We start from the raw sequence: 24,345 nt of genomic DNA, 5'->3' as shown, positions 1-24,345 counted from the left end.
CCGCGACCGGCCCGGCCCGCCCGGAGTAGCTTCAGTGACATCGCCCCGCACTACCACCCTGAGCCTGGTCGACACCGACCCCGCGGAGCTCGCCGTCGACGCGATCGTGATCGGCGTGCACAGCCAGACCGGAGAGCAGGGCGCCACCAGCGGCCTCGCCGGCACCCTCCTGCTCGCCAGCGGCGCGGAGAGCATCGCCGCCGCGTTCGACGGCAAGCTGACCGAGACGCTGGCGCTGCTCGGCGCGACAGGTGGCCCCGGCGAGGTGATCAAGCTGGCCACGTTGGGCACGGTCACCGCCCCACTCGTCGTCGCCGTCGGGCTCGGCCCGGAGCCGTCCGGCGCCGCCCCGGCGCCGGAGACGCTGCGTCGTGCCGCCGGCTCGGCCGTCCGGGCCCTGGCGGGCGCGCCGAAGGTGGCGCTGGCCATGCCGCTGCCCGACGACGCGGACGCCCCGGCCGCGCTGCGCGCGGTAGCCGAGGGCGCGCTGCTGGGCGGGTACCGGTTCGCCGGCTACAAGACCCGGCCGCAGCCGGCCCGGCGGGAGCCGGTGGCCGAGGTGGTCATCGCGGTGCCGGACGCCGCCGACGAGGGCGCCCAGGCGGAGATCACCCGAGCGCAGGCGGTGGCCGGCGCGGTCCGGCTCAGCCGGGACTGGGTGAACACCGCGCCGAACGAGCTGCGTCCGCCGTCGTTCGCCGACGCCGTGGCCGGCGCGGCGCGCGAGGCGGGCCTCGAGGTCGAGGTGCTCGACGAGGCGGCGCTGGCCGCCGGCGGGTACGGCGGCATCATCGCCGTCGGGCAGGGCTCGGAGGCGCCACCCCGGCTGGTGAAGCTCACCTACACCCCGCAGGGCGGCGGCAACGGCAAGCGGGTCGCGCTCGTCGGCAAGGGCATCACCTTCGACACCGGCGGCATCTCGATCAAGCCGGCGCAGGGCATGTGGGAGATGAAGTCCGACATGGCGGGCGCCGCCGCGGTGGGCGCGGCCATGCTGGCGATCGCGGCGCTCAAGCCGTCGGTGGCGGTCAGCGGGTACCTGCCGATGGCGGAGAACATGCCGTCGGGCACCAGCTACCGGCCGGGTGACGTGATCAGCATGTTCAACGGCAAGAAGGTGGAGGTGCTCAACACCGACGCCGAGGGCCGGATGGTCCTGGGTGACGCCATGGCCCGCGCCTGCGCCGACGGCACCGACTACCTGTTCGAGACCTCCACGCTTACCGGCGGTCAGGTGATCTCGCTGGGCAAGCGGATGGCCGGCGTGATGGGCACCCCGGAGCTGTGCGAGCGGGTCCGGGTGATCGGCGACGCCGTCGGCGAGCCGGCGTGGCCGATGCCGCTGCCCGACGACGTACGCAAGGGCATGGACTCGGACGTGGCGGACATCTCGCAGGTCAACGCCGGGATGGACCGGGCCGGTCACATGTTGCAGGGCGGCGTGTTCCTGCGCGAGTTCGTGACCGACGACGTGGCCTGGGCGCACATCGACATCGCCGGTCCGGGCTACCACTCGGGCGAGCCGGTGGGCTACTGGACCAAGGGTGGCACCGGCGTTCCGGTCCGCACCCTGGTGCAGCTCGTCGAGGACGTCGCCGCGAACGGCTGACGGAACTGAGCGAGGGGCTCCCGGTCGATGCCGGGGGCCCCTTGCTCAGTACAGCTCGGGGCGGCGCTTGCGACGCTCGTTGAAGTCGCGCATCCGCTGCGGGTAGCCCATCAGCCGGACGTCGTACACCGGGATGCCCATCCGGTACGCGAAGCGCCTGGCGCCGTCGGGGCCGTCGATCCGCCGGCGGGTCCACTCGCCGTCGTCGGCGATCAGGATGACGGTGGTCTCCGTCACGGTCGTCCGTGGCTCGATGAACGCCTCGACGCCGCGGCGACTCCGGATGAAGTTCTCCAGATGGGCCAGATCGCCTCGGTCGGCCGCGCGGTCGTGGCTCGGCACACGCGCCTGCTTGCGGCGTCGGAACAACCCCACCGAACCTCTCCCCCATGCTGCGTCATCGACAACGGTGCCAAGGGTACGTGTCGATGACGTGTCGTTGGGCACCTCGGTACGCACCCTGTGCCCGGTGGTGACAAGATGACCGAGGTGGGGTGTGTCCGTGTTACCCCGTAGTGACCCCCGATGCAGCGACGCGACCTGGGAGTTGGACGTGAGCGAGCCGAACGAAGCAACCTTCGACATCGTCATCCTCGGAGGTGGCAGCGGCGGCTACGCGGCGGCGCTGCGCGCCGCCCAACTGGACCTGAAGGTCGCGCTGATCGAGAAGGGCAAGCTCGGCGGGACCTGCCTGCACAACGGCTGCATCCCGACCAAGGCGCTGCTGCACGCGGCCGAGGTCGCCGACCAGACCCGCGAGTCGGAGCAGTTCGGCGTGAAGGCCGAGCTGGTCGGCGTCGACATGGCCGGGGTCAACTCGTACAAGGACGGTGTGATTTCCCGCCTGTACAAGGGTCTGCAGGGCCTGGTGGGCGGTTCGAAGAACATCACCTTCGTGGCCGGCGCCGGCAAGCTGGTCGGCAAGAACGTGGTCGAGGTGGACGGCAGGCGGTACACCGGCCGTAACATCGTGCTGGCCTCCGGCTCGTACGCGAAGAGCCTGCCCGGCCTGGAGGTCGACGGTGAGCGGATCATCACGAGCGACCACGCGCTGACCCTGGACCGGATCCCCTCGTCGGTGATCGTGCTCGGCGGTGGCGTGATCGGCGTCGAGTTCGCAAGCGTGTGGAAGTCCTTCGGCGCGGACGTGACGATCGTCGAGGCGCTGCCCCGGCTGGTCGCCGCCGAGGACGAGGAGTCGTCGAAGGCGTTGGAGCGGGCGTTCCGCAAGCGGAAGATCAACTTCAAGGTCGGCAAGCCGTTCGAGAAGGTCGAGAAGACCGAGAACGGCGTCAAGCTGACGATCTCCGGTGGCGAGACCGTCGAGGCCGAGCTGCTGCTGGTCGCCGTGGGTCGCGGCCCGAACACCGCCAACCTCGGGTACGAGGAGCAGGGCGTCAAGATGGACCGCGGCTACGTGCTGACCGACGAGCGGCTGCGTACCAGCGTGCCGAACGTCTACGCGGTCGGCGACATCGTGCCGGGCCTGCAGCTCGCGCACCGGGGCTTCCAGCAGGGCATCTTCGTCGCCGAGGAGATCGCCGGTCAGACCCCGGCCGTGATCGACGAGGTAGGCATCCCGCGCGTCACCTACTGCGACCCGGAGCTGGCGTCGGTGGGGCTGACCGAGGCCAAGGCCAAGGAGCAGTACGGCGCCGACAAGGTCTCGTCGTACAACTACCCGCTCGGCGGCAACGGCAAGAGCCAGATCCTCAAGACCACCGGCTTCGTGAAGCTGGTCCGGGTGGAGGACGGCCCGGTGGTCGGCGTGCACATGGTCGGCGCCCGGGTGGGTGAGCTGATCGGTGAGGCGCAGCTCATCTACAACTGGGAGGCCTACCCGGCCGAGGTCGCCCAGCTCGTGCACGCCCACCCGACCCAGAACGAGGCCCTGGGCGAGGCGCACCTGGCCCTCGCCGGCAAGCCGCTGCACGCGCACGCCTGATCACCCAAACCGCGGCGTCCGGCGACGGGCGAAGATCCCCTAGGGGAATGAAGGAGTCTGGAGAACATGCCGGTATCGGTCACCATGCCCCGGCTCGGCGAGAGCGTCACCGAGGGCACCGTCACGCGCTGGCTCAAGCAGGAGGGCGACACGGTCGAGGTCGACGAGCCCCTGCTCGAGGTCTCGACCGACAAGGTCGACACCGAGATCCCGTCCCCCGCTGCCGGCGTGCTGAGCCGGATCGTTGTCGGTGAGGACGAGACCGCCGAGGTCGGCAGCGAGCTGGCTGTCATCTCCGGTGAGGGCGAGTCGACCGGCGGTGGCGAGGCCGCCCCGCAGGAGCAGGCCCCGGCCGAGGAGGTCGAGCCGGCCGCCGAGCCGACCGCCGCCGCCGAGGGCACCGCCGACCAGGTGGCCCAGGACGAGGCGCCGGCCGAGACGCCGGCTCCGGCCGCCGCGCCGGCCGGCGAGGGCACCCCGGTGAAGATGCCCGCCCTGGGTGAGAGCGTCACCGAGGGTACGGTGACGCGCTGGCTCAAGCAGGTCGGCGAGACCATCGAGGTGGACGAGCCGCTGCTGGAGGTCTCCACCGACAAGGTGGACACCGAGATCCCGTCGCCGGTCGCCGGCACCGTGCTGGAGATCAAGGTGGCCGAGGACGAGACCGCCGCGGTCGGCGCCGACCTGGCCATCATCGGCGTCGCGGGCGCGGCCCCGGCGAAGTCCGAGCCGAAGCCCGAGCCGAAGCCGGAGGCAACCCCGGCCCCGAAGGCCGAGCCGAAGCCGGAGCCGAAGGTCGAGGAGCCGACCCCGGGCATGTCGTACAACGAGCCGTCCGCGGAGGCCGAGACGTCGGCGGAGCCGGCGAAGGCCGAGCAGGCGGCGCAGCCGTCCGCACCGACCGCGGCGCCGCAGCGCCCGTCCGCCCCGGCCCAGGGTGACGGCGAGGAGGCGGCAGGCTATGTGACCCCGCTGGTGCGCAAGCTGGCCGGCGAGCACGGCGTCGACCTGTCCACGCTCAACGGCACCGGTGTGGGTGGCCGGATCCGCAAGCAGGACGTCCTCGACGCGGCCGAGAAGGCGAAGACCGCCCAGGCCGCGCCGGCTCCGGCTGCTGAGCCGACCGCCGCGCCGTCGGCCGCCGCGCCGAAGCCGGCCGCCAAGCCGCAGCCCAGCGCCAAGCGGGGCACCACGGAGAAGCTGCCGAGGATCCGCGCGACCATCGCCAAGCGGATGCAGCAGTCGCTGCACGAGACGGCGCAGCTGACCACTGTCGTCGAGGTGGACGTCACCAAGGTCGCCAAGCTGCGGGTGAAGGCCAAGGACTCGTTCCAGGCCAAGCACGGCGTGAAGCTGTCCTTCCTGCCGTTCTTCGCCCTCGCCGCCATCGAGGCGCTCCAGACCCACCCGATCATCCAGGCCAGCATGGACCTGGAGGGCGGCACGATCACCTACCCGGCCGCCGAGCACCTCGGCATCGCCGTGGACACCGAGCGCGGCCTGCTCGTGCCGGTCATCCACAACGCCGGTGACCTCAACATGGGCGGCATCGCCAAGCGGATCGCCGACCTGGCCGAGCGCACCCGGGCCAACAAGATCACCCCGGACGAGATGGCCGGGGCGACCTTCACGCTCACCAACACGGGCAGCCGGGGCGCTCTGTTCGACACTCCGATCGTGCCGTCGCCACAGTCGGCGATGCTCGGTACGGGTGCCGTGGTGAAGCGTCCGGTCGTGGTGAACGACCCGGAGTTGGGCGAGGTCATCGCGGTCCGGTCGATGGTCTACCTGGCCATGTCCTACGACCACCGCCTGATCGACGGCGCCGACGCGGCCCGCTTCCTGACCTCGGTCAAGGAGCGGCTGGAGGCCGGCAACTTCGAGTCGGAGCTGGGCCTGGCCTGATCCCCGCGTCAACGCCGAAAGGGCGCCCCGGTCGTCGACCGGGGCGCCCTTTTCGTCCGCGGGGAACTCAGCCCTTGAGCAGGGTCTCGGAGACCTCCCAGAGTTGTTCGGCGGCCTGCGGGTCCAGCGCGTACTCGGCGACCCCCGTACGCCCGCCTGGCTGGGCCGGGGCGGCCTGGTGGCAGTCCTCGAAGTAGCGCCCGCCGACACCGTCCAGCAGCGGCGACGCGGCTACCAGCACCGAGGTGGCGGCCCCCTGCTCGACTGTCTTCCAGGCGGCCGCGTTGCCGGCGCGCATCCGGGTCAGCTCCTCGTCGCTGACGTACCGCTGGAGGTTGGTCCGGATCGCGCCGGGCATCAACGAGTTGGTGAAGATGCCGTCGTCGGCCCAGCGACGGGTCGCCTCCACGGCGAACAGCACGTTCGCCGTCTTCGACTGCCCGTACGCCTGCCAGGGGTCGTACTCCCGGCGGTCGTACTGGATGTCCTCGAAGACCACCGGGGAGCGCAGGTGGGCGGCGGAGCTGACCGACACGATGCGGGCTCCGCCGGCCGCGGCGAGCGCCGGGCGCAGCCCGGTGGCGAGCGCGAAGTGCCCGAGGTGGTTGGTGGCGAACTGCATCTCCCAGCCCTGCGGGGTGCGGCTCAGCGGCGCGGCCATGATCCCGGCGTTGTTGACCAGGATGTGCAGCGGGCCGTCCCAGTTGGCCACGAAGTCGGCGACCGAGCCCTGGTCGGCGAGGTCGAGCGGGGCCACCAGGATGCGCTCGTTGCCGGTGGTGGCGGTGATGTCGTCGGCGGCCTTCTGGCCGGCGTCGGGGTTGCGCACGGCAAGTGTGACCTCGGCGCCGGCGCTGGCGAGGGCACGGGCGGTCTCCACGCCGATGCCTGACGATCCGCCGGTGACGACCGCCCGCCGCCCAACGAGGTCCACGCCCTTGATCACGTCCATGGCCGTGGAGTGATGGGCGAACGGGGTGGTGATCGGGTTGCTCGTCGTCATGATCCATCCTTGTTCGGGGAGGGCGGGCCGGTCGGCCCGCCGTACGATGGAAGCGGAGGATCCTCCGCTATGGCCGAGACTAACCGGAGTTTCCTCCGGTTACCACCCGACGGGGAAACCGTCGGCCCGCACAGCCAAGGAGGAGACGTGCCGGAGACCAGCCCCCGCCCCCTGCGGGCGGACGCGCTGCGCAACCGCGAGCGGCTGCTGGAAGCCGCGGTCCAGGCGTTTTCCCACCCCGGCCCGGAGGTAACGCTCGACGCCATCGCCCGGCAGGCCGGTGTGGGCATCGGCACCCTGTACCGCCACTTCCCCACCCGAGAGGCCCTGGTCGAGGCGGCCTACCGCAACGAGCTGGGCAAGCTCTGCGACGCCGCACCGGACCTGCTCGACCGGTCGCCCCCCGATCAGGCGCTGCGCGCCTGGATGTCCCTGTTCGTCGACTACCTGGCCACCAAGCGCGGCATGGCCGACGCCCTGCGCCTGGTGATCGCCTCCGGCGCCAACCCGTACGCCCACAGCCGCGACCGACTGCTGGAGGCACTCGGCAGGCTCCTCGACGCCAGCGTCACGGCCGGCGCCGTCCGGGCCGACGTCGACGTCGCCGACGTGCTGGCCGGCGTGAGCGGGATCAGCCTCGCCACAGGCGAACGCGACCAGGCCGACCGGCTGCTCGACCTGCTCATGGACGGCCTGCGACACCGCCGGACGGACTGAGCCCGTTCCGGCCTCCGGCCAGGCCGGACGCTGCCAGAGTGGGACAATGGGCGGCTACCGGCGGGGTGGGCAACTGGGCCCGGCCGTCCCGATCGCCCCCGGCGCGCGGGTGGACAAGTTCGAGGTCTTCTTCGACCTGGTGTTCGTCTTCTCGTTCTTCATCATCACCAGGGCCACCGCCGCGAACGTCTCCGGCCGACAGTTGCTGCACGCGGCCCTGGTGCTGGCCGTGCTCTGGTGGTGCTGGGTGGTGCACAGCCTGGTCGCCACCCGGGTACGGCTCGGCGAGGGTTACGTCCCGGTGCTGATGGTGGTGGCGATGGCCGCCCTGTTCGCGTTCGCGCTGGCGCTGCCGCAGGCGTTCAGCGACCCCAAGGGCAGCGCCGCCGGCCCGATGCTGGTGGCCGTCAGCTACGTGGTGGTCCGCGGCATCCACTGGGTCCTCTACCAGCATGTCGTGCGGGACAGCCCGCAGGAGCGCCGGCAACTGCGCCGGTTCGCCCCCGAGCTGGCGGCGAGCATCGTCCTGCTGCTGGCCGCCGCGCTGATCCCGTCGCAGATCGCCGACCCGAACCAGGCGGCGATGATCCGGGACGGCCTGTGGATCGCCGTGGTGGTGGTCCAGTTCGCCACCGGCTTCATCGTCGGCACCTGGGGCTGGGGGGTGACAAGCGCCGAGCACTGGACCGAACGCTATGACCTCATCCTGATCATCGCGCTGGGCGAGTCCGTCATCTCCACGGGCGTGGGCGGCAACCTGCTCGGCAAGCCGGCGACCTGGCCGGCGGTGACGGCCGCCACGCTCAGCATCGTGGTCACCGCAGCCCTCTGGTGGGCGCACTTCGACTTCATCGGCCCGGCCGCCCGGATCGCCCTGCACGCGGCCGAGGGCGCTCCCCGGGTGGCGATGGCCCGCGACGCGTACGCGTACCTCTACCTGCCGTTGATCGCCGGGATCATCCTCTTCTCCATCGGCAACGAGGAGGTCCTGCACAAGATCACCGATCCGGCCGGTGGAATCGCCGAGAAGGTCGAGGGGCCGGCCGTACTGATGCTCTTCGGCGGGCTGATCTGCTACTACGCCGTCAACATCCTGTTCCAGCTCCGGACCCTGCACACCCTCTCCTGGACCCGGGTGGGCGTCATCGTGGTGCTGACCGCGGCCCTGCCGATCGGTCAACACCTGCCCGCGCTCGGCGCGCTCACCCTGGCGACGGTGATCTGCGTGGCGCTCGTGGCGGTGGAGGTGCTGGTCATGTCGAAGTCCCGGCACGCGCTGCGTGCCGCCGTCTTCCACGAGCGGATCAGCCACGAGGCCCACGAGGCCGCCTGGCGGGCCCGCTGGCACGACCTCCCGGAGCCGGACGAGCCCACCACGCCGTGAGCCGTCCGGGTAGGCTCCGGCACAGCGTCGCGGTGCACCCGGCACGAAGGCCGCCGTGGGCATGGAGGCGCGGGGACAGCATGGGACGAACGTGCACCCGAAGAGTTCACCCGCCGACCGGCTCGCCGCCGTCGGCAACCAGATGATCGAGATCCACCTCTGGCTCGGCGCGGAGTTGGCCCGCCTGCGGGAGAGCCTCGACGACCCCGACGGCGCCGGCAGGTCACGGGACCTGCGGGCACACTGCCTGAGCTTCTGCGCCGCACTCGGCCGGCACCACACGGGCGAGGACGACGTCGCGTTCCGGCTGCTGGCCGACCAGGTCCCCGAGCTACGCCCGGTCATCGCTAACCTGATCACCGACCACGAGGTGGTGGCGGGGATCCTGCACCGGGTCGAGGCGCTGCTGGGCACCGACACGTCCCTGCCGGCGGCCCAGGTGCGCGCCGAGTTGGACGGGTTGGCCGCGCTGCTGGAGTCCCACTTCCGGTACGAGGAGAAGCGGCTCGTGACCGCCCTGAACGCCCTCAGCGACCAGCCCGGGACGGCCGAGGAACTGCTCGGCCTGACCGCGCCACCCCGGCCGGCCGACTGACGGTCACCGGCCCGGCAGGCGCTCGTAGAAGCGGATCTTCTCCCGCAGGTGGTCGTACTGGCGCTGGAGCAGCCGCATCTGCTCCTCCACCTGCTCGGCATGCCGGCGTAGCAGCTCCCGGCGCTCGTCCACGGTGTGCTCGCCCTCGCGGGCCAGCTGCGCGTAGCGGCGCATCTGGGCGATCGGCATCCCGGTGTCCCGCAGGCAGCGGAACAGCACCAGCCACCCGAGATCGTCGTCGGTGAAGACCCGCTGCCCGCCCGCCGTGCGTTCCACGTCGGCGAGCAGACCGATCTTCTCGTAGTACCGCAGGGTGTCCAGACTGAAGCCGCTGCGCCGAGCGGCCTCCGCGGGGGCGTAACCGGTCATGGCCACCGATGGTAGCCCTTGACCTGGAGTGCACTCCAGGTTGAAGGCTGGGCCGCATGACCATGACACGGACGCTGGGACGCAGCGGCATCGAGGTGAGCGCGATCGGGATGGGCTGCTGGGCGATCGGTGGCCCGCTCTGGGGTGACGACGGGCAGCCGTTCGGCTGGGGCGAGGTGGACGACGACGAGTCGATCCGCACCATCCACCGGGCCCTCGACCTCGGGGTGACCCTGTTCGACACCGCCAGCAACTACGGCGCCGGGCACAGCGAACGGATCCTCGGCCGGGCACTCGCCGGCCGGCGCGACAGCGCGGTGATCGCCACCAAGTTCGGAAACGTCAGCGACGAGGCGACCCGACGGGCGCTGGGCACCGACGCCAGCCCCGCCTTCGCGGTCCGCAGCCTGGAGGACTCGCTGCGCCGCCTCGGCACCGACCACGTCGACCTCTACCAGCTGCACATCAACGACCTGCCGGTGCCCGCCGCGCTCGAGCTGGTCGGCACCCTGGAGGACCTGGTCGACCAGGGCAAGATCCGGGCGTACGGCTGGAGCACCGACAACCCGGCCTCGGCCGAGGCGTTCGCGGCGGCCGGGGCGCGCTGCGTCGCCATCCAGCACGACGAGTCGGTGCTCAGCGACAACGCGGCGGTGCTTGCCGTCTGCGACATGTACGACCTGGCCAGCCTCAACCGTGGGCCGCTGGCGATGGGGCTGCTCACCGGCTCGACCCGGGCGCTCGGCGCGGACGACGTCCGTGGGCGCGCACCCGAGTGGCTGCACTGGTTCACCGACGGAAAGCCGACCCCACGCTGGGCGGCACGGGTCGACGAGGTACGCGCGGCGCTCACCGCCGACGGGCGGACCCTCGCCCAGGGCGCGCTCGGCTGGCTGCTGGCCCGCAGCCCCCGTACGGTGCCGATTCCCGGCCTGCGCACCGTGGCCCAGGCCGACGAGAACCTGGCGACGCTGGCGCGGGGCCCGCTGAGCCCCGACGCGTACGCCGAGGTGGAGCGCCTCCTGGCCGACCTGCGCGGGGCCTGACCCGCGCCAGGTGCGTCCGTCGGCGGCGTTCTGGACGAAGATGGGGGTATGCGGATCCTTCTGGCCGGCGCGTCCGGCTTTCTCGGCACCCGGCTGGCCGACCGGCTCGCCGTGGACGGGCACCAGGTCACCCGGCTCGTCCGGCGGGCGCCAGGCGGGCCGCAGGAGCGGCAGTGGAACCCGGCCGCCGGGCAGCTCGACCCGGCCGCGGTCGCCGGGGCGGACGCGGTGGTCAACCTGGCCGGCGCGGGTGTCGGTGACAAGCGCTGGAACGACGACTACCGGCGGTTGATCCGCACCAGCCGGGTGGACAGCACCACCACACTGGCGACCACAGTGGCCGGACTGCCCGCCGCCGACCGTCCCGCGGTGCTGCTCAACTCCTCGGCCGTCGGCTGGTACGGCAACACCGGCGACCGGGTGGTCGAGGAGGACGCGCCTGCCGGCGAGGGTTTCCTGGCCGACGTCTGCCGGGTCTGGGAGGCCGCGACCCGACCGGCCGAGGACGCCGGGGTACGGGTGGTGCGGCTGCGGACCGGCCTGCCGCTGCACCGCGACGGAGGGCTGCTCAAGCCGCAGTTGCTGCCGTTCAGGCTGGGGATCGCCGGCCGGTTGGGCAGCGGTCGGCAGTGGCTGCCGTGGATCTCGATGGACGACTGGCTGGACGCGACGCTCTTCCTGCTGACCCGCGCCGACATCGCCGGCCCGGTCAACGTGGTCGGCCCGAACCCGGTGACCAACGCCGAGTTCACCCGCGAGCTGGCCCGCCAACTGCACCGGCCGGCGATCATCCCGATCCCCGCCCTGGCGCTCAAGGTGGCCCTCGGCGGCTTCTCCCACGAGGCCCTCACCAGCACCCGCGTCCTTCCCGGCGTCCTCACCCGAGCCGCCTTCCCGTACCAGCACCCCGATCTGCGCGGCGCGCTGCACGCGGCCCTGAACCCCTGACCGGGCATCTGTCGAGAGGCCTGCGTCGGCCGGAAGCCGGACTCGACGCAGACCTCTCGATCAGCAGGCGGGAGGGGTGGGGTCAGCAGCCGATCACCCAGTAGTTGGGGGCGGTCTGCTTGAGGGCGCTCGTGTAGAAGGTGTTGTAGAGGCCCATCCGCTGGTTGGAGCCGTTCGCGTAGGCGTAGCCACCGGACTGGTACGCCCTCCCGGCGGTGACGTGGGCGTAGTTGCTCGCCGTCACGCAGGTCGCCGGCGTGCTCGGGGTGGGGGTCGGCGTGGGCGTGGCCGTGGGGGTGGGCGTCGGGGTCGCCGTGACCGTGGGGGTGGGCGTCGGGGTGGTGCCGCCGCCGTTCAGGCCGAAGAAGAGCGCGTCCCGGTACGTCGAGCAGATGGTGTCCAGGAAGTACGCGCCGGCGGTGCCGCACTGCTCGGCCGCGGAACCCGGATCGACAGGGGTGCCGTGTCCCATTCCGGAGACCCGGTACAGGCGTACCTCGTCGTTGCCGTACACCTCCAGGCTCGTGTTGCCGGGCAGCGACGAGGTGCTGGTCGGGGTCTGCGAGATCCCCCGCACGTTGGTCCACTGGTCCCGGGACTCGGTGCCGTTGAGCGGGGTGACTGTGGTGTCCGAGGTGCCGTGCCAGATGGCCACCCGGGGCCGCGGGCCGGTGTAGCCGGAGTACGCGCCACGGACCAGGTCGCCCCAGGCGGCAGGGGTCTTGTCCGCGCCCGGGTTCATGCAGCTGAACGCGTTGACAGTGCTGGTGGCGCAGCGGTACGGGATGCCCGCGATGATCGATCCGGCGGCGAAGACGTCCGGGTAGGTGGCGAGCATGACCGCGCTCATCGCCCCGCCCGCGGAGAGGCCGCTGACGTAGACCCGGGAGCCGTTCACGCCGAAGTTCGTCTTGGCGTGGTCGACCATCTGCTTGATCGACAGCGCCTCGCCCTGACCCCGCGTGGTGTCCCCCGCCTCGAAGAAGTTGAAGCAGGAGTTGGCGTTGTTGCCGGAGGGTTGCTGGGCGACGATCAGGGCGAACTTCCACTGGTCGGCGTACTTCTGCCAGCCGGAGTTGGCGAAGTAGCCGGAGGCGTTCTGGGTGCAGCCGTGCAGCAGCACCACTGCCGGGGAGTTGGCTGGCAGGTTGTCCGGCCGGTAGGCGTACATGGCGAGGTTGCCCGGGTTGGAGCCGAAGCCGGTGACCTGGGTGAGGGTGGCGGCCTGGGCGGGGGTGGCGAGGGTGATCGCGCCCGCCGCGGCGAGGACGAGCCCGGCGACCGCGCCGATCAGGCGGTGGAGGGTGGACGAGGAGCGGCGCACGGCGGCCTCCTGAGGGGCGGACTGTGAACTGGGTCACTGTCGAATTGCCGCGACGTTACGTCCATGTGTCGTAGGCATGACATGGCGCACGCGCACACATTCACGACTGCCGGTGTGTACGAGGGACCCGAATGTTCCCTCACTAACAACAGGGGTCCCCTCCTTGCAGGTCTGACCGGCCCGTCCAGGTCCGGTTGGTAACGTCCGCTGCGTGCCGTCCTCCCCGTCGCTGGCCACCGGGCCCGCACCCGCGTCACCGCCGCGTGCCGTCCGGGACCGCCGGGCCGACCTGATCGTCGTGCTGGTGGCGCTCGCGCTCGCCGTCTGGGTGACCAGCGGCCTGTGGCGGAACCCGAACGTGCGCACCATCACCGTCAACTCCAGCGACCAGGCGCTGTTCGAGTGGCTGCTGGCCTTCGGCGGGCACGCGGTCACCCACGGGGAGAACCCGCTCTTCACGTACCTGATCAACGTCCCGGACGGCGTCAACCTCGCGGTCAACACCTCGATCACGGTGTACGCGGTGGTCTTCGCCCCGCTCACGTACCTGATCGGGGCACCCGCGACGTTCCTGGTGATCCTCACCCTGAACCTGTTCGCCACGGCGCTGGCCTGGTACTGGCTGCTCTCGCGGCACCTGGTCCGCAGCCGACTGGCGGCCGGGGTGGGCGGCCTGTTCATCGCCTACTCCCCCGGCATGGTGTCGCACGCCAACGCCCACCTGAACTGGACGGCCGGCTGGCTGGTGCCGCTGCTGATCTGGCGGCTGTTCGCGCTGCGCCGCCCCGGGCACTGGCTCCGCGACGGGGTGATCCTCGGCCTGCTGGTGGCGGTGGCCTTCTCGATCGCCGCCGAGGGCCTCTTCTTCACCGCGCTCGCGCTCGGCATCTTCGTCGCCGTCTGGTCGCTGCACCCCGCCCGTCGGGCCGAGGCCCGTGCCGTCCTGCCCGATTTCCTGCGCGGGCTCGCGGTCACGGCAGTGGTGGCCGGGGTGCTGCTGTCGTACCCGCTGTGGCTGCACTTCGCCGGGCCGCAGCGGTTCCACGGCACCGGCTTCGACCCGGTGATCCACTCCGAGGACATCGCGGCGTTCGCCGCCTACCCGCGCCGCTCGCTGGCCGGCGAGGTCGGCCTGGGCACCTCGCTGGCACCCAACCCGACCGAGGAGAACTCCTTCTTCGGCATCGGGCTGCTCGTCCTCACCGTGGTCTGCTTCGTGGTGCTGTGGCGACGCGCCGACCCCGGCCGGCGCGCCACCCTCTGGGCGCTGGGCATCCTCGCGCTGGTCTTCACCGTGCTCTCCTTCGGGCCGGTCGCGAAGATCGACGGGCGGCGGACCGACCTGCCGATGCCGTTCGACGTGCTCGGGCAGCTGCCGGTGGTGAACGCCGCGCTGCCCGCCCGGCTGGCCCTGGTGGTCGCACCGGTGATCGGGGTGCTGCTGGCGTACACGGTCGACCAGTTGCGCGCCGCGCCGCCACGGCACCGCTCCACGGAGCTGGCCTGGGCGCTCGGGTTCGCGGTGGCCCTGCTGCCGCTGCTGCCCACCCCGCTGTTGACCCACGAGCGGGAGCCCATCCCGCAGTTCATCACGTCCGGCACCTGGCGGCAGTACGTGTCGCCGGACGGCGTGCTCACGCCGGTGCCGCTGACCGTGGACATCTACCCGGACGGTCAGCGCTGGCAGGCGTACGCGCTGTCGCACCGGCAGGGCGAGTTCGCCATCCCGGGCGGGTTCTTCCTCGGCCCCGGCGGCCCCGACGGGCGCGGCCGGATCGGCCCGGTGCCACGCACCCTGAGCGCGCTCATGGACCAGGCCGGCCGCACCGGGCTGGTGCCGATCGTCACCGACGGCACCCGGCGGGAGGTCGAGTCGGACCTGCGGCACTGGCGCATCGAGACGGTGGTGCTCGCCGACGAGGTGCACGGCGCGAAGTTCGGAGTCGACGAGGACGCCGTCCGGCGTACGGCCACCGCCCTGTTCGGCGAACCGCAGCGCGTCGACGACGTCTGGCTCTGGCGCATCCCGCCGGCCTGACCGGTCCGGTGAGGCGGCTCACCAGGGATGACCGCTTCCAGCGGGACTAGGCTTGACGCCGTGACGACGACGACCCCCGGCCTGACGGCCGTTCGTGCCGGCCTGCTGGACTACCAGGCGGCCTGGGACGAGCAGCGACGCCTGCACGAGTCGGTGGTGGCCGGCGAGCGCGGCGACACCGTGCTGCTGCTGGAGCACCCGAGCGTCTACACCGCGGGCAAGCGCACCGAGCCGTGGGACCGGCCGATGGACGGCACTCCGGTCGTCGACGTGGACCGCGGCGGCAAGATCACCTGGCACGGGCCGGGTCAGCTCGTCGGCTACCCGATCCTGCGGCTGCCCGACCCGGTGGACGTGGTCGCCTACGTACGCCGCACCGAAGAGCTGCTCATCGACGTGTGCGCCGAGTTCGGGCTGACCGCCGGCCGGGTCGAGGGCCGCAGCGGCGTCTGGGTGCCCGAGGACGACAGGGGGCCGGCCCGCAAGGTGGCAGCCATCGGCATCCGGGTCGCCCGGGGCGTCACCCTGCACGGCTTCTCCATCAACTGCGACTGCGACCTGACGCAGTTCGACCGGATCGTGCCGTGCGGCATCCGCGACGCGGGAGTCACCTCGCTCACCGCCGAGCTGGGCCGCCCGATCACGGTCGCCGACGTGCTCCCGGTGGTCGAGCGCCGGCTGTCCACACTGACCGAGGTCTGAGCGCACAGCCGGCGGCTCGCTGCTACGGCGTCAGCCGGTGCAGGTCGCGCGGGAACGCGGTGACCTCGCGGACATTCGCCGCGCCGACCAGGCGGGCCACGAACCGTTCCAGGCCGATGGCGAAACCCCCGTGCGGCGGCATGCCGTGCCGGAACGCCTCCACATACGCGGCGACCGGCTCGACCGGCTCGCCTCGCGCGGCCAACGCCGCCAGGTAGTCGGCGTGCCGGTGCAGCCGCTGCCCGCCGGTGACCAGCTCGACGCCGCGAAAGAGCAGGTCGAAACCGTTCGAGTACGCCGGCCGCGCCGGGTCGGGGTGGGTGTAGAAGGGGCGCTTCGCCATCGGGTAGCCGGTGACGAAGAGGAAGTCGGACCCGTGTTCGCGCAGGGCCCACTCGCCGAGCGCCCGTTCGTGGGCGGGCGCCAGGTCCGGCTCGTCGGCGGGCGCGCCGGCGATCGTCAACGCCTCGGTGAAGTGCACAGCCGGGATCTGCGCCGGCACCCGCGGCGGCGTGACGCCGAGCGTCGCCAGGGCCGCGCCGGCCCGCTCACCCACCGCGCCGAGCATCCCGGCCACTGCGTCGCGCAGCACCCGCATCACGTCCCGGTGGTCGGCTACGAAACCCAGTTCCGCGTCGAGCGACGTGTACTGCGCGAGGTGCCGGACGGTGTCGTGCGGCTCGGCCCGGAAGACCGGCCCGACCTCGTAGACACGTTCGAAGACGCCGACCATCAGTTGCTTGTAGAACTGCGGTGACTGGGCCAGGTACGCGGGCCTGCCGAACCAGTCCAGCGCGAACACGTTCGCCCCGCTCTCCGTACTGGAGCTGACCACCTTCGGGGTGTGCACCTCCACGAAGTCCAGGGCGTCGAGGGTGGCCCGGAATCCGGCCACCGCCGCCGCCGAGACGCGCAGTGCGGCCGAGCGGGTCGGGTGGCGCAGCGCGGTGGGCGCGTTGTCGAGCTGGGTGGGCAGGCTCGCGGTCAGCACCGGCCGGTACAGGTCGAACGGTGGCGGCACGGCGGGTGGGCCGAGTGGTCGTACCGTCGGGTCGGTCAGCTCGACCCCGGCGGGCGCCGTGTCGTTCACGGTCACCGTGGCGGTGACCTCGACGACCGTCTCCTCGGGAAGTTTCTCCAGGTCGGCGCGGACGGCCGGGTCGGTGACGACCACCTGGGCGAGGCCTGCGGCGTCCCGCACGATGAGGAACGCCACCGACTTGAGCAGGCGGCGGCGATGCACCCAACCGGCGATCCGTACGGTGTCGCCGACGTGGGTGGGCAGGTGGTCGGAAAGGATGCGTTGCACGGTGGACCTCCTTGATCATCGCAACGCGACCCAGGGAGGTGTGGGCGAGCGGGAACCTCGCGGTGCCACCACACCTTCGCCCCCGCCGTAGCGGGAGCCTCGTTGGTCGCCTGATGACCGGGGCCAGCCGGGCGGGCTCTACTGGGCGTCTCCGCCGTTCTACCCGCAGCTCGGGAGGGTCTTCGCGCGCCGGTGCCAGACCGCCTCTCAGCACCGGCGGCTCTCTGCACTGGCGGGTCCGGGCGCTACTCGGCTCCGTCGTCGCTGTTGCCGGTGACCGTAGCACCGGAGCCGGCGCGTGTGACGCGAATTTTCGGCAGCGCGGTGTCCGGCGTCACAAGGCTCACGGCGTGACGCCGGTCGCCTGACGCACATAGACGACGGCCGTCCGGCGTAGGCTCGTTTTCGTGACGATCGAGCACTCCGCGCCGACGACCGGCCAGGCAGCGCGTACCGCAACAGCCGCCCCCGAGGGGCGCCGGCTGCTGCGCATCGAGGCGCGCAACGCCGAGACGCCGATCGAGCGCAAACCTCCATGGATCAAGGTCAAGGCCAAGATGGGGCCGGAGTACACCCAGCTGCGCGGGCTCGTCTCGCGCGAGGGGCTGCACACCGTCTGCCAGGAGGCCGGCTGCCCCAACATCTACGAGTGCTGGGAAGACCGTGAGGCCACCTTCCTCATCGGTGGCGACCAGTGCACCAGGCGCTGCGACTTCTGCCAGATCGACACCGGCAAGCCCGCCGAGTTCGACGCCGACGAGCCGCGCCGGGTCGCCGAGTCGGTGGTCTCGATGGGCCTGCGGTACGCCACCATCACCGGTGTCGCCCGCGACGACCTGCCCGACGGCGGCGCGTGGCTGTACGCCGAGACCGTCCGGCAGATCCACGCCCTGCAGCCCGGCTGTGGCGTCGAGCTGCTGATCCCCGACTTCAACGCCGTCCCCGAGCAGTTGGCCGAGGTCTTCGGCTCCCGCCCGGAGGTGCTGGCGCACAACGTGGAGACCGTGCCGCGCATCTTCAAGCGCATCCGGCCCGCGTTCCGCTACGACCGCTCGCTGGACGTCATCCGGCAGGCCCGCGCCGACGGCCTGGTCACCAAGAGCAACCTGATCCTGGGCATGGGCGAGGAGCGGGCCGAGGTGTCGCAGGCGCTGCGCGACCTGCACGAGGCCGGCTGCGAGCTGATCACCATCACGCAGTACCTGCGCCCGTCGCCCCGGCACCACCCGGTGACCCGCTGGGTCAAGCCGGAGGAGTTCGTGGAGCTGCGCGAGGAGGCCGAGGAGATCGGCTTCGCCGGGGTGATGAGCGGGCCGCTGGTGCGCTCGTCGTACCGGGCGGGCCGGCTCTACCGGCAGGCGCTCGACGCCCGCGCCGGGGCGGCCGTCACCACCGCCGGCTGACCCGCCGGCAGCGCCGCACGGGCCGTGCGGCGTCCGAGTGCCATGATCGTGCGATGACCGCCGGCGTACGCGAACAGCCGCGCGGCGCGGACTCCCCGCGCCCGCGGCCGGGTACGCGCTCAAAGCTGGTCGGCTGGCTCACCGCGTTGGCCGTGCTCGCCGGGGTGGGTTACCGACTCTGGTTGCTGGTCAACGCCGCGCCGCCGACGAACAGCGACGAGGCCACCATGGGGCTGGCCGCGCTGCACATCTCCCGGGGCGAGGGTTTCCCTGTCTGGTTCTACGGCCAGCAGTACATGGGCACGCTGGAGGCGTACCTGGCCGCGCCGGTGTTCGCGCTGGCCGGCGGCCCGTCGCTGTTCGGCCTGCGGCTTCCCACGCTCGCGCTGTACGTGCTGTTCCTGTTGTTGACGTGGCGGTTGACGCTGCGGCTGACCGGGGACCGCTGGTTCGGGCTGCTGGTGGTGGTGCTGCTCGCGCTCGGGTCCGACCGGGTGGTCAAGAACCAGCTGATCGCCGGGGGCGGCTATCCCGAGATGAACGCGGCAGGGGCGGCGCTCGCCGTACTCGCCGTGGACCTGGCCGCCGGCCGGCCCGGGTGGCGGCCGGCCCGCTGGGCGGCGTGGGGGTTCCTGGCCGGTCTGATGCTCTGGGTGGATCCGCTCGTGCTGCCGTACGTCGTGGCGACCGGGGCGGTGCTTGTCGGGTTCTGCCACCGGGAGCTGCGCGGCGCGGCCGGGGCGCTGCTCGGGGCGGCTGCCGTGCTGGGGGCGGCCCCGCTGCTGCTGCACAGCCTGTCGACCGGGCGGAACCCGGTGCACGCGGTCCTCGCCGCCGGCGGTGCGGACGCCTCCGCCGGCTGGGCGGACCGGCTGCACGGCGGCCTGCTGCTGGGACCGTCGCTGGGCATGGGCTTCTGCGCTCCGGGTCGGTGCGCCACCTGGCAACTGTGGTGGTCGTACGCCCTGCCGGTGCTGCTGGTCGTCGCCGCCGCGACGGTCTGGTGGACGATGCGCCGCCGGACCGGCGCCGAACCCCGGGTGGCGGGGGCGATCCGGTTGGCGCTGGTGCTGGCCGCGGTGGCCACCCTTGTCGCGTACACGGTGAGCAGCGCCGCCGGGCGGACCCCTGTGGAGAGTTCCCGCTACCTGTCCTGCCTGCTCCTCTCCCTGCCGGCGCTGCTCTGGCCGGTGTGGACGGCGCTACGCGACGGCCCGAGGATCGCCCGACCGGTCGCGGTCGTCCTGCTCGCCGCCACGCTGGGCACCGCCACGTACGCCACCTGGCAGGAGGCGCGGACCGCACCGGCGAGCCGGGCTGCCGAGGCCCGACACGACGAGCTGGTGGCCACCCTGGGCGACCTCGGCGTACGGCACGTACGCGCCGGTTACTGGACCTGCAACCGGCTCACCTTCGCCAGCGACGAACGGATCGTCTGCGCGGTCGTCGACGACACGCTGCGCCAGGGCTTCGACCGCTACCCCGCGTACCGGCGGGAGGTGGACGCCGCGCCGGCCCCGGCCTTTGTCGCTCCCACCGGATCCCCGTTGGCGGCCCGGCTCGACCAGCGGCTCGGCACCGCAGCGGGCAGCCTGGAGCTGGTCACCGTCGACGGCTGGCGGATCTACCTGCCGCGCTGACCCCGCCGGGGGTCAGCGCGCGACCCGGTGTCAGCGCGGCCCAGCGTGTGCGGCCCAGCGTGTGCGGCCCAGCGTCAGTGCGGCTCGGCGAGCAGGCCGAGGCGGTGGGCCAGGGCGGCGGCCTCGGTCCGGTTGGTGACGTCGAGTTTCGCGATGATCCGCGAGACGTGCACGCTCGCCGTCTTCGGGGAGATGAACAGCCGTTCGGCGATCCGGCTGTTGCTGTGCCCCTCGGCGACCAGCCGCAGCACCTCCCGCTCCCGGGCGGTCAGCAGGGCAGCGCCCTGACCGGTTCCGCGCAGGCCGACCCGCCGTGCCAGTGTCGCTGCCGCTTCGGCCAGCGGCGCGGCGTCCAGCCGCCGGGCGATGTCCGCGGCCTCGGTGACGGCCACCGCCGCCTCGTCCCGCTCCCCCGCCCCGGCGGCCGCCTCGGCGAGGGCGAGCAACGCTCGACCGAGCGGGTACGGCTGCCCGTCGGCCCGCCACGCCCGCACCGCCGTCCGCCAGGCCGGCAGCACCTGGTCGCCGGCCGCCAGCAGGGCGGTGACCTGGGCGGCGTGCGCCCGTGCCGCCGGATGCCGGGCGGGCAGGTCGGCGGCGAGCGCGGCGACGGCGCCTGCCAGTTCCCGGTCACCCACCCGGGCGGCGGTACGGGCGACGGCGCTGAGCACCGGCCAGCCCTCGCGGGGCAGTTGCGGCAGCCGCTCGTCGGCCACCGCGACGCGGGCCGCCCGGACCGCCTCGATCTTGTCGTCGGTGGCGAGCGCCGACTCGATCGCCAGCTCGTGCAGCGGCAGCCGGTGGTTCGGCCACAGGTAGGCCCGGCCGAGGAACGCCAGCGCCCGGTCGACCAGCTCGTCGGCCGCCGGGTGCGCCCGGGCCAGCCGCAGCCCGGCGCCCAACTGGAGCCAGTGCAGCCCGGTGACGCCGGACAGGTCGATCCGGGCGGCCTCCGCGCACACCGCCTCGGCCTCGTCCCACCTGCCCAACGCGATAAGCGCCTCGGCCCGGTTGGACAGCAGGTACGCCCCGGTGGAGCGGCTGATCCCCACCCGGCGGGCCTCGGCCACCCCGGCCTCGGCCGCCTCTGCGGACTCGCCGTAGCGGCCCAGCTCGCAGAGCATGTCCGACTGGAACACCTTGGCGAGCACCAGTGTCGGCGCGTCACCTGACGCACGGGCGGCCACCTCGGCGCGGGTCAGCTCGGTGAGCCCCTGCTCCAGGTCCCGTTCACCGTGGCAGAGCAGGGCGATCCGGGTCGCCAGCAGCGCCGGTTCCGCGCCGAGCGCCTCGGCGTCCGTGGCGGCCTCCGCGGCCACCCGGGCCGCCTGCTCAGGATCGATCTTGACCAGGTGGGTGGCGATGTCAGCGAGCAGCCGAACCCGCTCGACGCCCTCCGGCCCACCGGCCGCCAGCCGGTACGCCTCGTCGAGCTCGCGCCTGCCGTCGCTCTTGCCGAGCAGGGCCAGCATCCGGCCCCGCTGGTCCAGCAGTCGGGCGGCGCGCAGCGGCGCGGCGTCGGCGTCCACCTCGGCCAGTCCGGCCCGGGTCAGCGTGATCGCTCGGCTGAAGTCGCCCGCGATGACCGCGGCGTCCACCGTCTGCTCCAGCAGCGCCAGGTGGTCCATGCCGAGCAGGTCGGCGGCGTCGGGCACCAGCTCCCACAACTCCAGCGCCCGTTCCAGCAGCCGGCGTTGCTCGGCGTACGCGTACCTGTCGGCGGCCGCGCCCGCCGCGGCCAACGCGGCGACCAGGGCACGCGGGTGGTCGTGCGCGGCGTACCAGTGGTGGGCGATCTCGGCCGGCGCGCGGCCGGCGGCGACCAGCTGCGGCTGGGCCTCGATGGCTGCCGCGAACCGGGCGTGCAGCCGGGCGTGCTCGCCGGGCAGCAACTCGTCGTGTACGGCCTCGCGGACCAGGGCGTGCCGGAACTCGTAGTCGCCGTCGGGGTTCGCCACCACCAGCTGGGCGGCGACGGCGGCGCGCAGCGCGTCCTCCAGCTCGGTCTCGGGCAGCCCGGCGACCTCGGCGAGCAGGTCGTGGGCGAACCGGGTGCCGCCGGCCGCGGCGATCCGCAGCACCCGCTGGGCCGGTTCGGGCAGCCGGTCCACCCGCGCGAGCAGCAGGTCCCGCAGTGTCTCGGGCAGCGCCGCGCAGCCGACCGGGTCGCCGGCCACCGCCAGCTCCTCGATGAAGAACGGGTTGCCCTGGGTGCGTTCGTGGACGTCGTCGACGGCGCGGGCGAGCGGCTCGGCGCCGAGCAGGTCGGCGAGGATCGCGCCGGTGCCGTCGCGGTCCAGCCGGCCCAGGTCGATCCGCTGCACGCCCCGGACGCGGTCCAGTTCGGCGAGGAACGGCCGCAACGGGTGGCCACGCTGCAACTCGTCGGTCCGGTAGGTGCAGACCAGCAGCAGCCGCCCCGGCCGGGCCGCCCGGACCAGGAAGCCGATCAGGTCGCGGGTGGAGCGGTCCGCCCAGTGCAGGTCCTCGATCAGCAGCACCAGCGGCCGGGCGTCGGCGAGCCGCTGGAACAGCTCGGCGACCAGGTCGAACAGGTAGCCGCGCGGGGCGTCGCCGAGCGACGTGGCGTTCGGCGCGGCACGCTCGGCCGTCACCCGGCCCAGCTCCGGCAGCAGCCGGGCGAACTCAGCCTCGTACCCGGCGAAGACCTCCGGGCCGTCGACGCGCAGCACCGTCCGCAGGGCGGCGGCGAACGGGGCGAACGGCAGACCCGCCTCGCCCAGCTCCAGGCACTGGCCGACCAGCACCCGCGCCCCGCCGCCGGTGGCCCCGCCGGCGAACTCCTCCAACAGCCGGGTCTTGCCCACGCCCGCCTCGCCGCCGACCAGCACGGTGCTCGGCTCACCCGCGCGTACCCGGGCCAGCGCGTCGCGCAGCGCCGCCAACTCGCGCTGGCGGCCGACGAGGACGGAGCTGGCGGCGCGTACGGTCACGGGAACGAGCATGCCAGAACGGCCGCCATCAACGGCCCCGCCGCTCGGCGGGTGGCCGGGCGGCGGGGCGACCTGTGACGGACCGTTCGGCACGGCGGGAGCCGTGTCCGGGGCGGCCGGGGCGGGCGCGGTCACCGGCGGGCGTCGGTGCGGCGGGCCGGCTGGCGGCGACCCAGCCAGGTACGGCCCCGCCGCTGCGACACCGCGCGGGCGAGCCGGTCCGCGGCCGCCTCGGCGCGCAGCTCGGCGGCGTGCGTACGGTGCAGGGAGAGCAGGAATTCCGCGTCGTTGCCGAACATGTCGGGCTCCTTCGTGGCGTTGTCATCTTCTGCCGATGACTCTCCGCGCGAAGGCCCCACCCGGGCATGGGCACAGCGCCTCATCTTCCCCGGCTCCGCCCTCCTTACCCGCCCTGTCCGGGCGGCTGAGGCGACGTAAGGTACTCAGTCGCCCGGCACCCGGACGCGGATCAACGGGGCGGACGGCGACCACTAGACTCTGCGGCATGGCAAAGCCCCAGGAGAAGGTCTCGTTCGGCCAGCGGCTGAAGCAGATCGGGATGGTGTTCCAGTTCACCGCCAAGCAGGACCGGTGGTTCGCGCCGCTGGTCGCCGCCGCGGTGCTCATCCCGCTCGCCCTCACCGTGGTCGCGGTCATCCTCTGGAGCTGGATCTGGCTGCCGATCGGCATCCTGTTCATCCTGCTCGCGGTGCTGATCGTGCTCAACCTGCGGTCCAACCGGGCGATGATGAACGCCGCCGAGGGGCAACCCGGCGCGGCGGCGCAGATCATGGAGAACATGCGCGGCGACTGGCGGGTGACCCCGGCGGTCAGCTCCACCACCCAGATGGACATGGTCCACCTGGTGATCGGCCGGCCGGGCGTGATCCTGCTCGCCGAGGGCAACCCGCAGCGGGTGCGGGGGCTGCTCGGGCAGGAGAAGCGGCGGCTGTCCAAGGTGATCGGCTCGGCGCCCCTGCACGACTACGTGATCGGCCAGGACGAGGGCGAGCTGCCCATCCGCAAGCTGCGCACGACGCTGCTGCGCCTGCCCCGGGCCCTCTCCGGCAAGGACGTCAACTCGCTGGACAAGCGGCTCAAGGCCCTCACCGCCCGCCCGCAGATGCCCAAGGGCGCGATCCCGAAGAACATGCGGCCGCCTGGCGCGTTCCGCCAGTCGCGGGGCCGCTGACCCCCCAGGTGTACGCGAAAGAGCCGGACCCGTGCGGGTCCGGCTCTTCTCGTCGTGGCGTCGAACGCGGACGGTCCCGCTGCCCTCGCGCCCCTCTTGCTTCGCGCCCTCGCGCCTCACGCCTCGCGCCCTTCGCGCCTCACGCCCTTCGCGCCTCACGCCCCGCGCCCTTCGCGCCTCACGCCCCGCGCCCTTCGCGCCTCACGCCCCGCGCCCTTCGCGCCTCACGCCCCGCGCCCTTCGCGCCTCACGCCCCGCGCCC

General features: G+C 72.8%; 20 protein-coding genes. 13 read left to right on the top strand and 7 right to left on the bottom strand.

The window, feature by feature from the left end; all coding sequences use genetic code 11:
- The first annotated feature begins 34 nt into the window (after positions 1–34).
- Positions 35–1,609, top strand: a complete 1,575-nt coding sequence (locus tag ACZ6N8_RS09445; protein WP_364362515.1) for a leucyl aminopeptidase — start codon at positions 35–37, stop codon at positions 1,607–1,609.
- A gap of 45 nt (positions 1,610–1,654) precedes the next feature.
- Here the strand turns inward: ACZ6N8_RS09445 and ACZ6N8_RS09440 are convergent, their stop codons facing one another.
- Positions 1,655–1,984: a hypothetical protein gene (locus ACZ6N8_RS09440; protein ID WP_357991777.1), complete on the bottom strand. Its 330-nt coding sequence runs from the start codon at positions 1,982–1,984 to the stop codon at positions 1,655–1,657.
- Between the two features lie 178 nt (positions 1,985–2,162).
- Here ACZ6N8_RS09440 and lpdA point away from each other — a divergent pair, with 178 nt between their 5' ends.
- The gene (gene lpdA, locus ACZ6N8_RS09435; RefSeq protein ID WP_466008831.1) at positions 2,163–3,554 is read left to right on the top strand and encodes a dihydrolipoyl dehydrogenase; all 1,392 of its coding nucleotides are present in this window, start codon (positions 2,163–2,165) and stop codon (positions 3,552–3,554) included.
- Positions 3,555–3,620: 66 nt separating this feature from the next.
- Positions 3,621–5,459 (top strand): 2-oxoglutarate dehydrogenase, E2 component, dihydrolipoamide succinyltransferase, encoded by a 1,839-nt coding sequence (gene sucB / locus ACZ6N8_RS09430; RefSeq protein ID WP_466008829.1) that lies wholly within the window; start codon positions 3,621–3,623, stop codon positions 5,457–5,459.
- Positions 5,460–5,526: 67 nt separating this feature from the next.
- On the opposite strand, the gene ACZ6N8_RS09425 is transcribed toward sucB, so the two are convergent.
- Positions 5,527–6,462: an SDR family NAD(P)-dependent oxidoreductase gene (locus ACZ6N8_RS09425; RefSeq protein ID WP_466008827.1), complete on the bottom strand. Its 936-nt coding sequence runs from the start codon at positions 6,460–6,462 to the stop codon at positions 5,527–5,529.
- A 147-nt stretch (positions 6,463–6,609) separates the two neighbouring features.
- Here ACZ6N8_RS09425 and ACZ6N8_RS09420 point away from each other — a divergent pair, with 147 nt between their 5' ends.
- From ACZ6N8_RS09420 to ACZ6N8_RS09410, 3 genes are all read left to right on the top strand, one after another.
- Positions 6,610–7,179 carry a TetR/AcrR family transcriptional regulator gene (locus ACZ6N8_RS09420; protein ID WP_364362511.1) on the top strand — a complete coding sequence of 190 codons (570 nt, stop codon included), beginning with the start codon at positions 6,610–6,612 and terminating at the stop codon, positions 7,177–7,179.
- Between the two features lie 46 nt (positions 7,180–7,225).
- Positions 7,226–8,563: a low temperature requirement protein A gene (locus ACZ6N8_RS09415; RefSeq protein ID WP_466008825.1), complete on the top strand. Its 1,338-nt coding sequence runs from the start codon at positions 7,226–7,228 to the stop codon at positions 8,561–8,563.
- A gap of 61 nt (positions 8,564–8,624) precedes the next feature.
- Complete coding sequence (locus ACZ6N8_RS09410) at positions 8,625–9,158, top strand: hemerythrin domain-containing protein (RefSeq protein ID WP_466009162.1); 534 nt, start codon at positions 8,625–8,627, stop codon at positions 9,156–9,158.
- 3 nt (positions 9,159–9,161) lie between these two features.
- Here ACZ6N8_RS09410 and ACZ6N8_RS09405 read toward each other — a convergent pair whose 3' ends face one another.
- Positions 9,162–9,527 carry a MerR family transcriptional regulator gene (locus ACZ6N8_RS09405; RefSeq protein WP_139584199.1) on the bottom strand — a complete coding sequence of 122 codons (366 nt, stop codon included), beginning with the start codon at positions 9,525–9,527 and terminating at the stop codon, positions 9,162–9,164.
- Between the two features lie 56 nt (positions 9,528–9,583).
- Here ACZ6N8_RS09405 and ACZ6N8_RS09400 point away from each other — a divergent pair, with 56 nt between their 5' ends.
- The gene (locus ACZ6N8_RS09400) at positions 9,584–10,573 is read left to right on the top strand and encodes an aldo/keto reductase (protein ID WP_466008823.1); all 990 of its coding nucleotides are present in this window, start codon (positions 9,584–9,586) and stop codon (positions 10,571–10,573) included.
- A gap of 48 nt (positions 10,574–10,621) precedes the next feature.
- A complete protein-coding gene (locus tag ACZ6N8_RS09395) occupies positions 10,622–11,521 on the top strand; it encodes a TIGR01777 family oxidoreductase (protein WP_466008822.1) in 900 nt (299 codons plus the stop codon).
- A gap of 82 nt (positions 11,522–11,603) precedes the next feature.
- Here ACZ6N8_RS09395 and ACZ6N8_RS09390 read toward each other — a convergent pair whose 3' ends face one another.
- Positions 11,604–12,845, bottom strand: a complete 1,242-nt coding sequence (locus ACZ6N8_RS09390; protein ID WP_466008820.1) for an extracellular catalytic domain type 1 short-chain-length polyhydroxyalkanoate depolymerase — start codon at positions 12,843–12,845, stop codon at positions 11,604–11,606.
- 211 nt (positions 12,846–13,056) lie between these two features.
- On the opposite strand from ACZ6N8_RS09390, the gene ACZ6N8_RS09385 reads away from it, so the two are divergent.
- Entirely contained in the window at positions 13,057–14,883 is a 1,827-nt protein-coding gene (locus ACZ6N8_RS09385) for a DUF6311 domain-containing protein (protein ID WP_466008818.1), read from the top strand.
- A 60-nt stretch (positions 14,884–14,943) separates the two neighbouring features.
- Positions 14,944–15,585 carry a lipoyl(octanoyl) transferase LipB gene (gene lipB / locus ACZ6N8_RS09380; RefSeq protein ID WP_364362503.1) on the top strand — a complete coding sequence of 214 codons (642 nt, stop codon included), beginning with the start codon at positions 14,944–14,946 and terminating at the stop codon, positions 15,583–15,585.
- 22 nt (positions 15,586–15,607) lie between these two features.
- Here the strand turns inward: lipB and aspS are convergent, their stop codons facing one another.
- Positions 15,608–16,894 (bottom strand): aspartate--tRNA(Asn) ligase, encoded by a 1,287-nt coding sequence (gene aspS / locus ACZ6N8_RS09375; protein ID WP_466008816.1) that lies wholly within the window; start codon positions 16,892–16,894, stop codon positions 15,608–15,610.
- Between the two features lie 407 nt (positions 16,895–17,301).
- On the opposite strand from aspS, the gene lipA reads away from it, so the two are divergent.
- Together lipA and ACZ6N8_RS09365 are read left to right on the top strand one after the other, a co-directional pair.
- Positions 17,302–18,297, top strand: a complete 996-nt coding sequence (lipA, locus tag ACZ6N8_RS09370) for a lipoyl synthase (RefSeq protein WP_139583263.1) — start codon at positions 17,302–17,304, stop codon at positions 18,295–18,297.
- A 53-nt stretch (positions 18,298–18,350) separates the two neighbouring features.
- Positions 18,351–19,937, top strand: coding sequence for a hypothetical protein (locus ACZ6N8_RS09365; RefSeq protein WP_466008814.1), 1,587 nt, complete (start codon positions 18,351–18,353; stop codon positions 19,935–19,937).
- A gap of 74 nt (positions 19,938–20,011) precedes the next feature.
- Here ACZ6N8_RS09365 and ACZ6N8_RS09360 read toward each other — a convergent pair whose 3' ends face one another.
- Both ACZ6N8_RS09360 and ACZ6N8_RS09355 read right to left on the bottom strand, forming a co-directional pair.
- On the bottom strand, positions 20,012–22,891 hold the full coding sequence (locus ACZ6N8_RS09360; protein WP_466008812.1) for a helix-turn-helix transcriptional regulator: 2,880 nt from the start codon (positions 22,889–22,891) through the stop codon (positions 20,012–20,014).
- A gap of 131 nt (positions 22,892–23,022) precedes the next feature.
- Entirely contained in the window at positions 23,023–23,190 is a 168-nt protein-coding gene (locus tag ACZ6N8_RS09355) for a hypothetical protein (protein WP_466008810.1), read from the bottom strand.
- A gap of 206 nt (positions 23,191–23,396) precedes the next feature.
- On the opposite strand from ACZ6N8_RS09355, the gene ACZ6N8_RS09350 reads away from it, so the two are divergent.
- Complete coding sequence (locus tag ACZ6N8_RS09350) at positions 23,397–24,083, top strand: DUF4191 domain-containing protein (RefSeq protein ID WP_364362497.1); 687 nt, start codon at positions 23,397–23,399, stop codon at positions 24,081–24,083.
- The last annotated feature ends 262 nt before the right edge of the window (positions 24,084–24,345 follow it).

The sequence above is a fragment of the Micromonospora sp. NPDC047521 genome (assembly GCF_055587305.1).
Note: the sequence above shows the minus strand (reverse complement) of the source record. Positions and strands in the feature narration are given on the sequence as shown.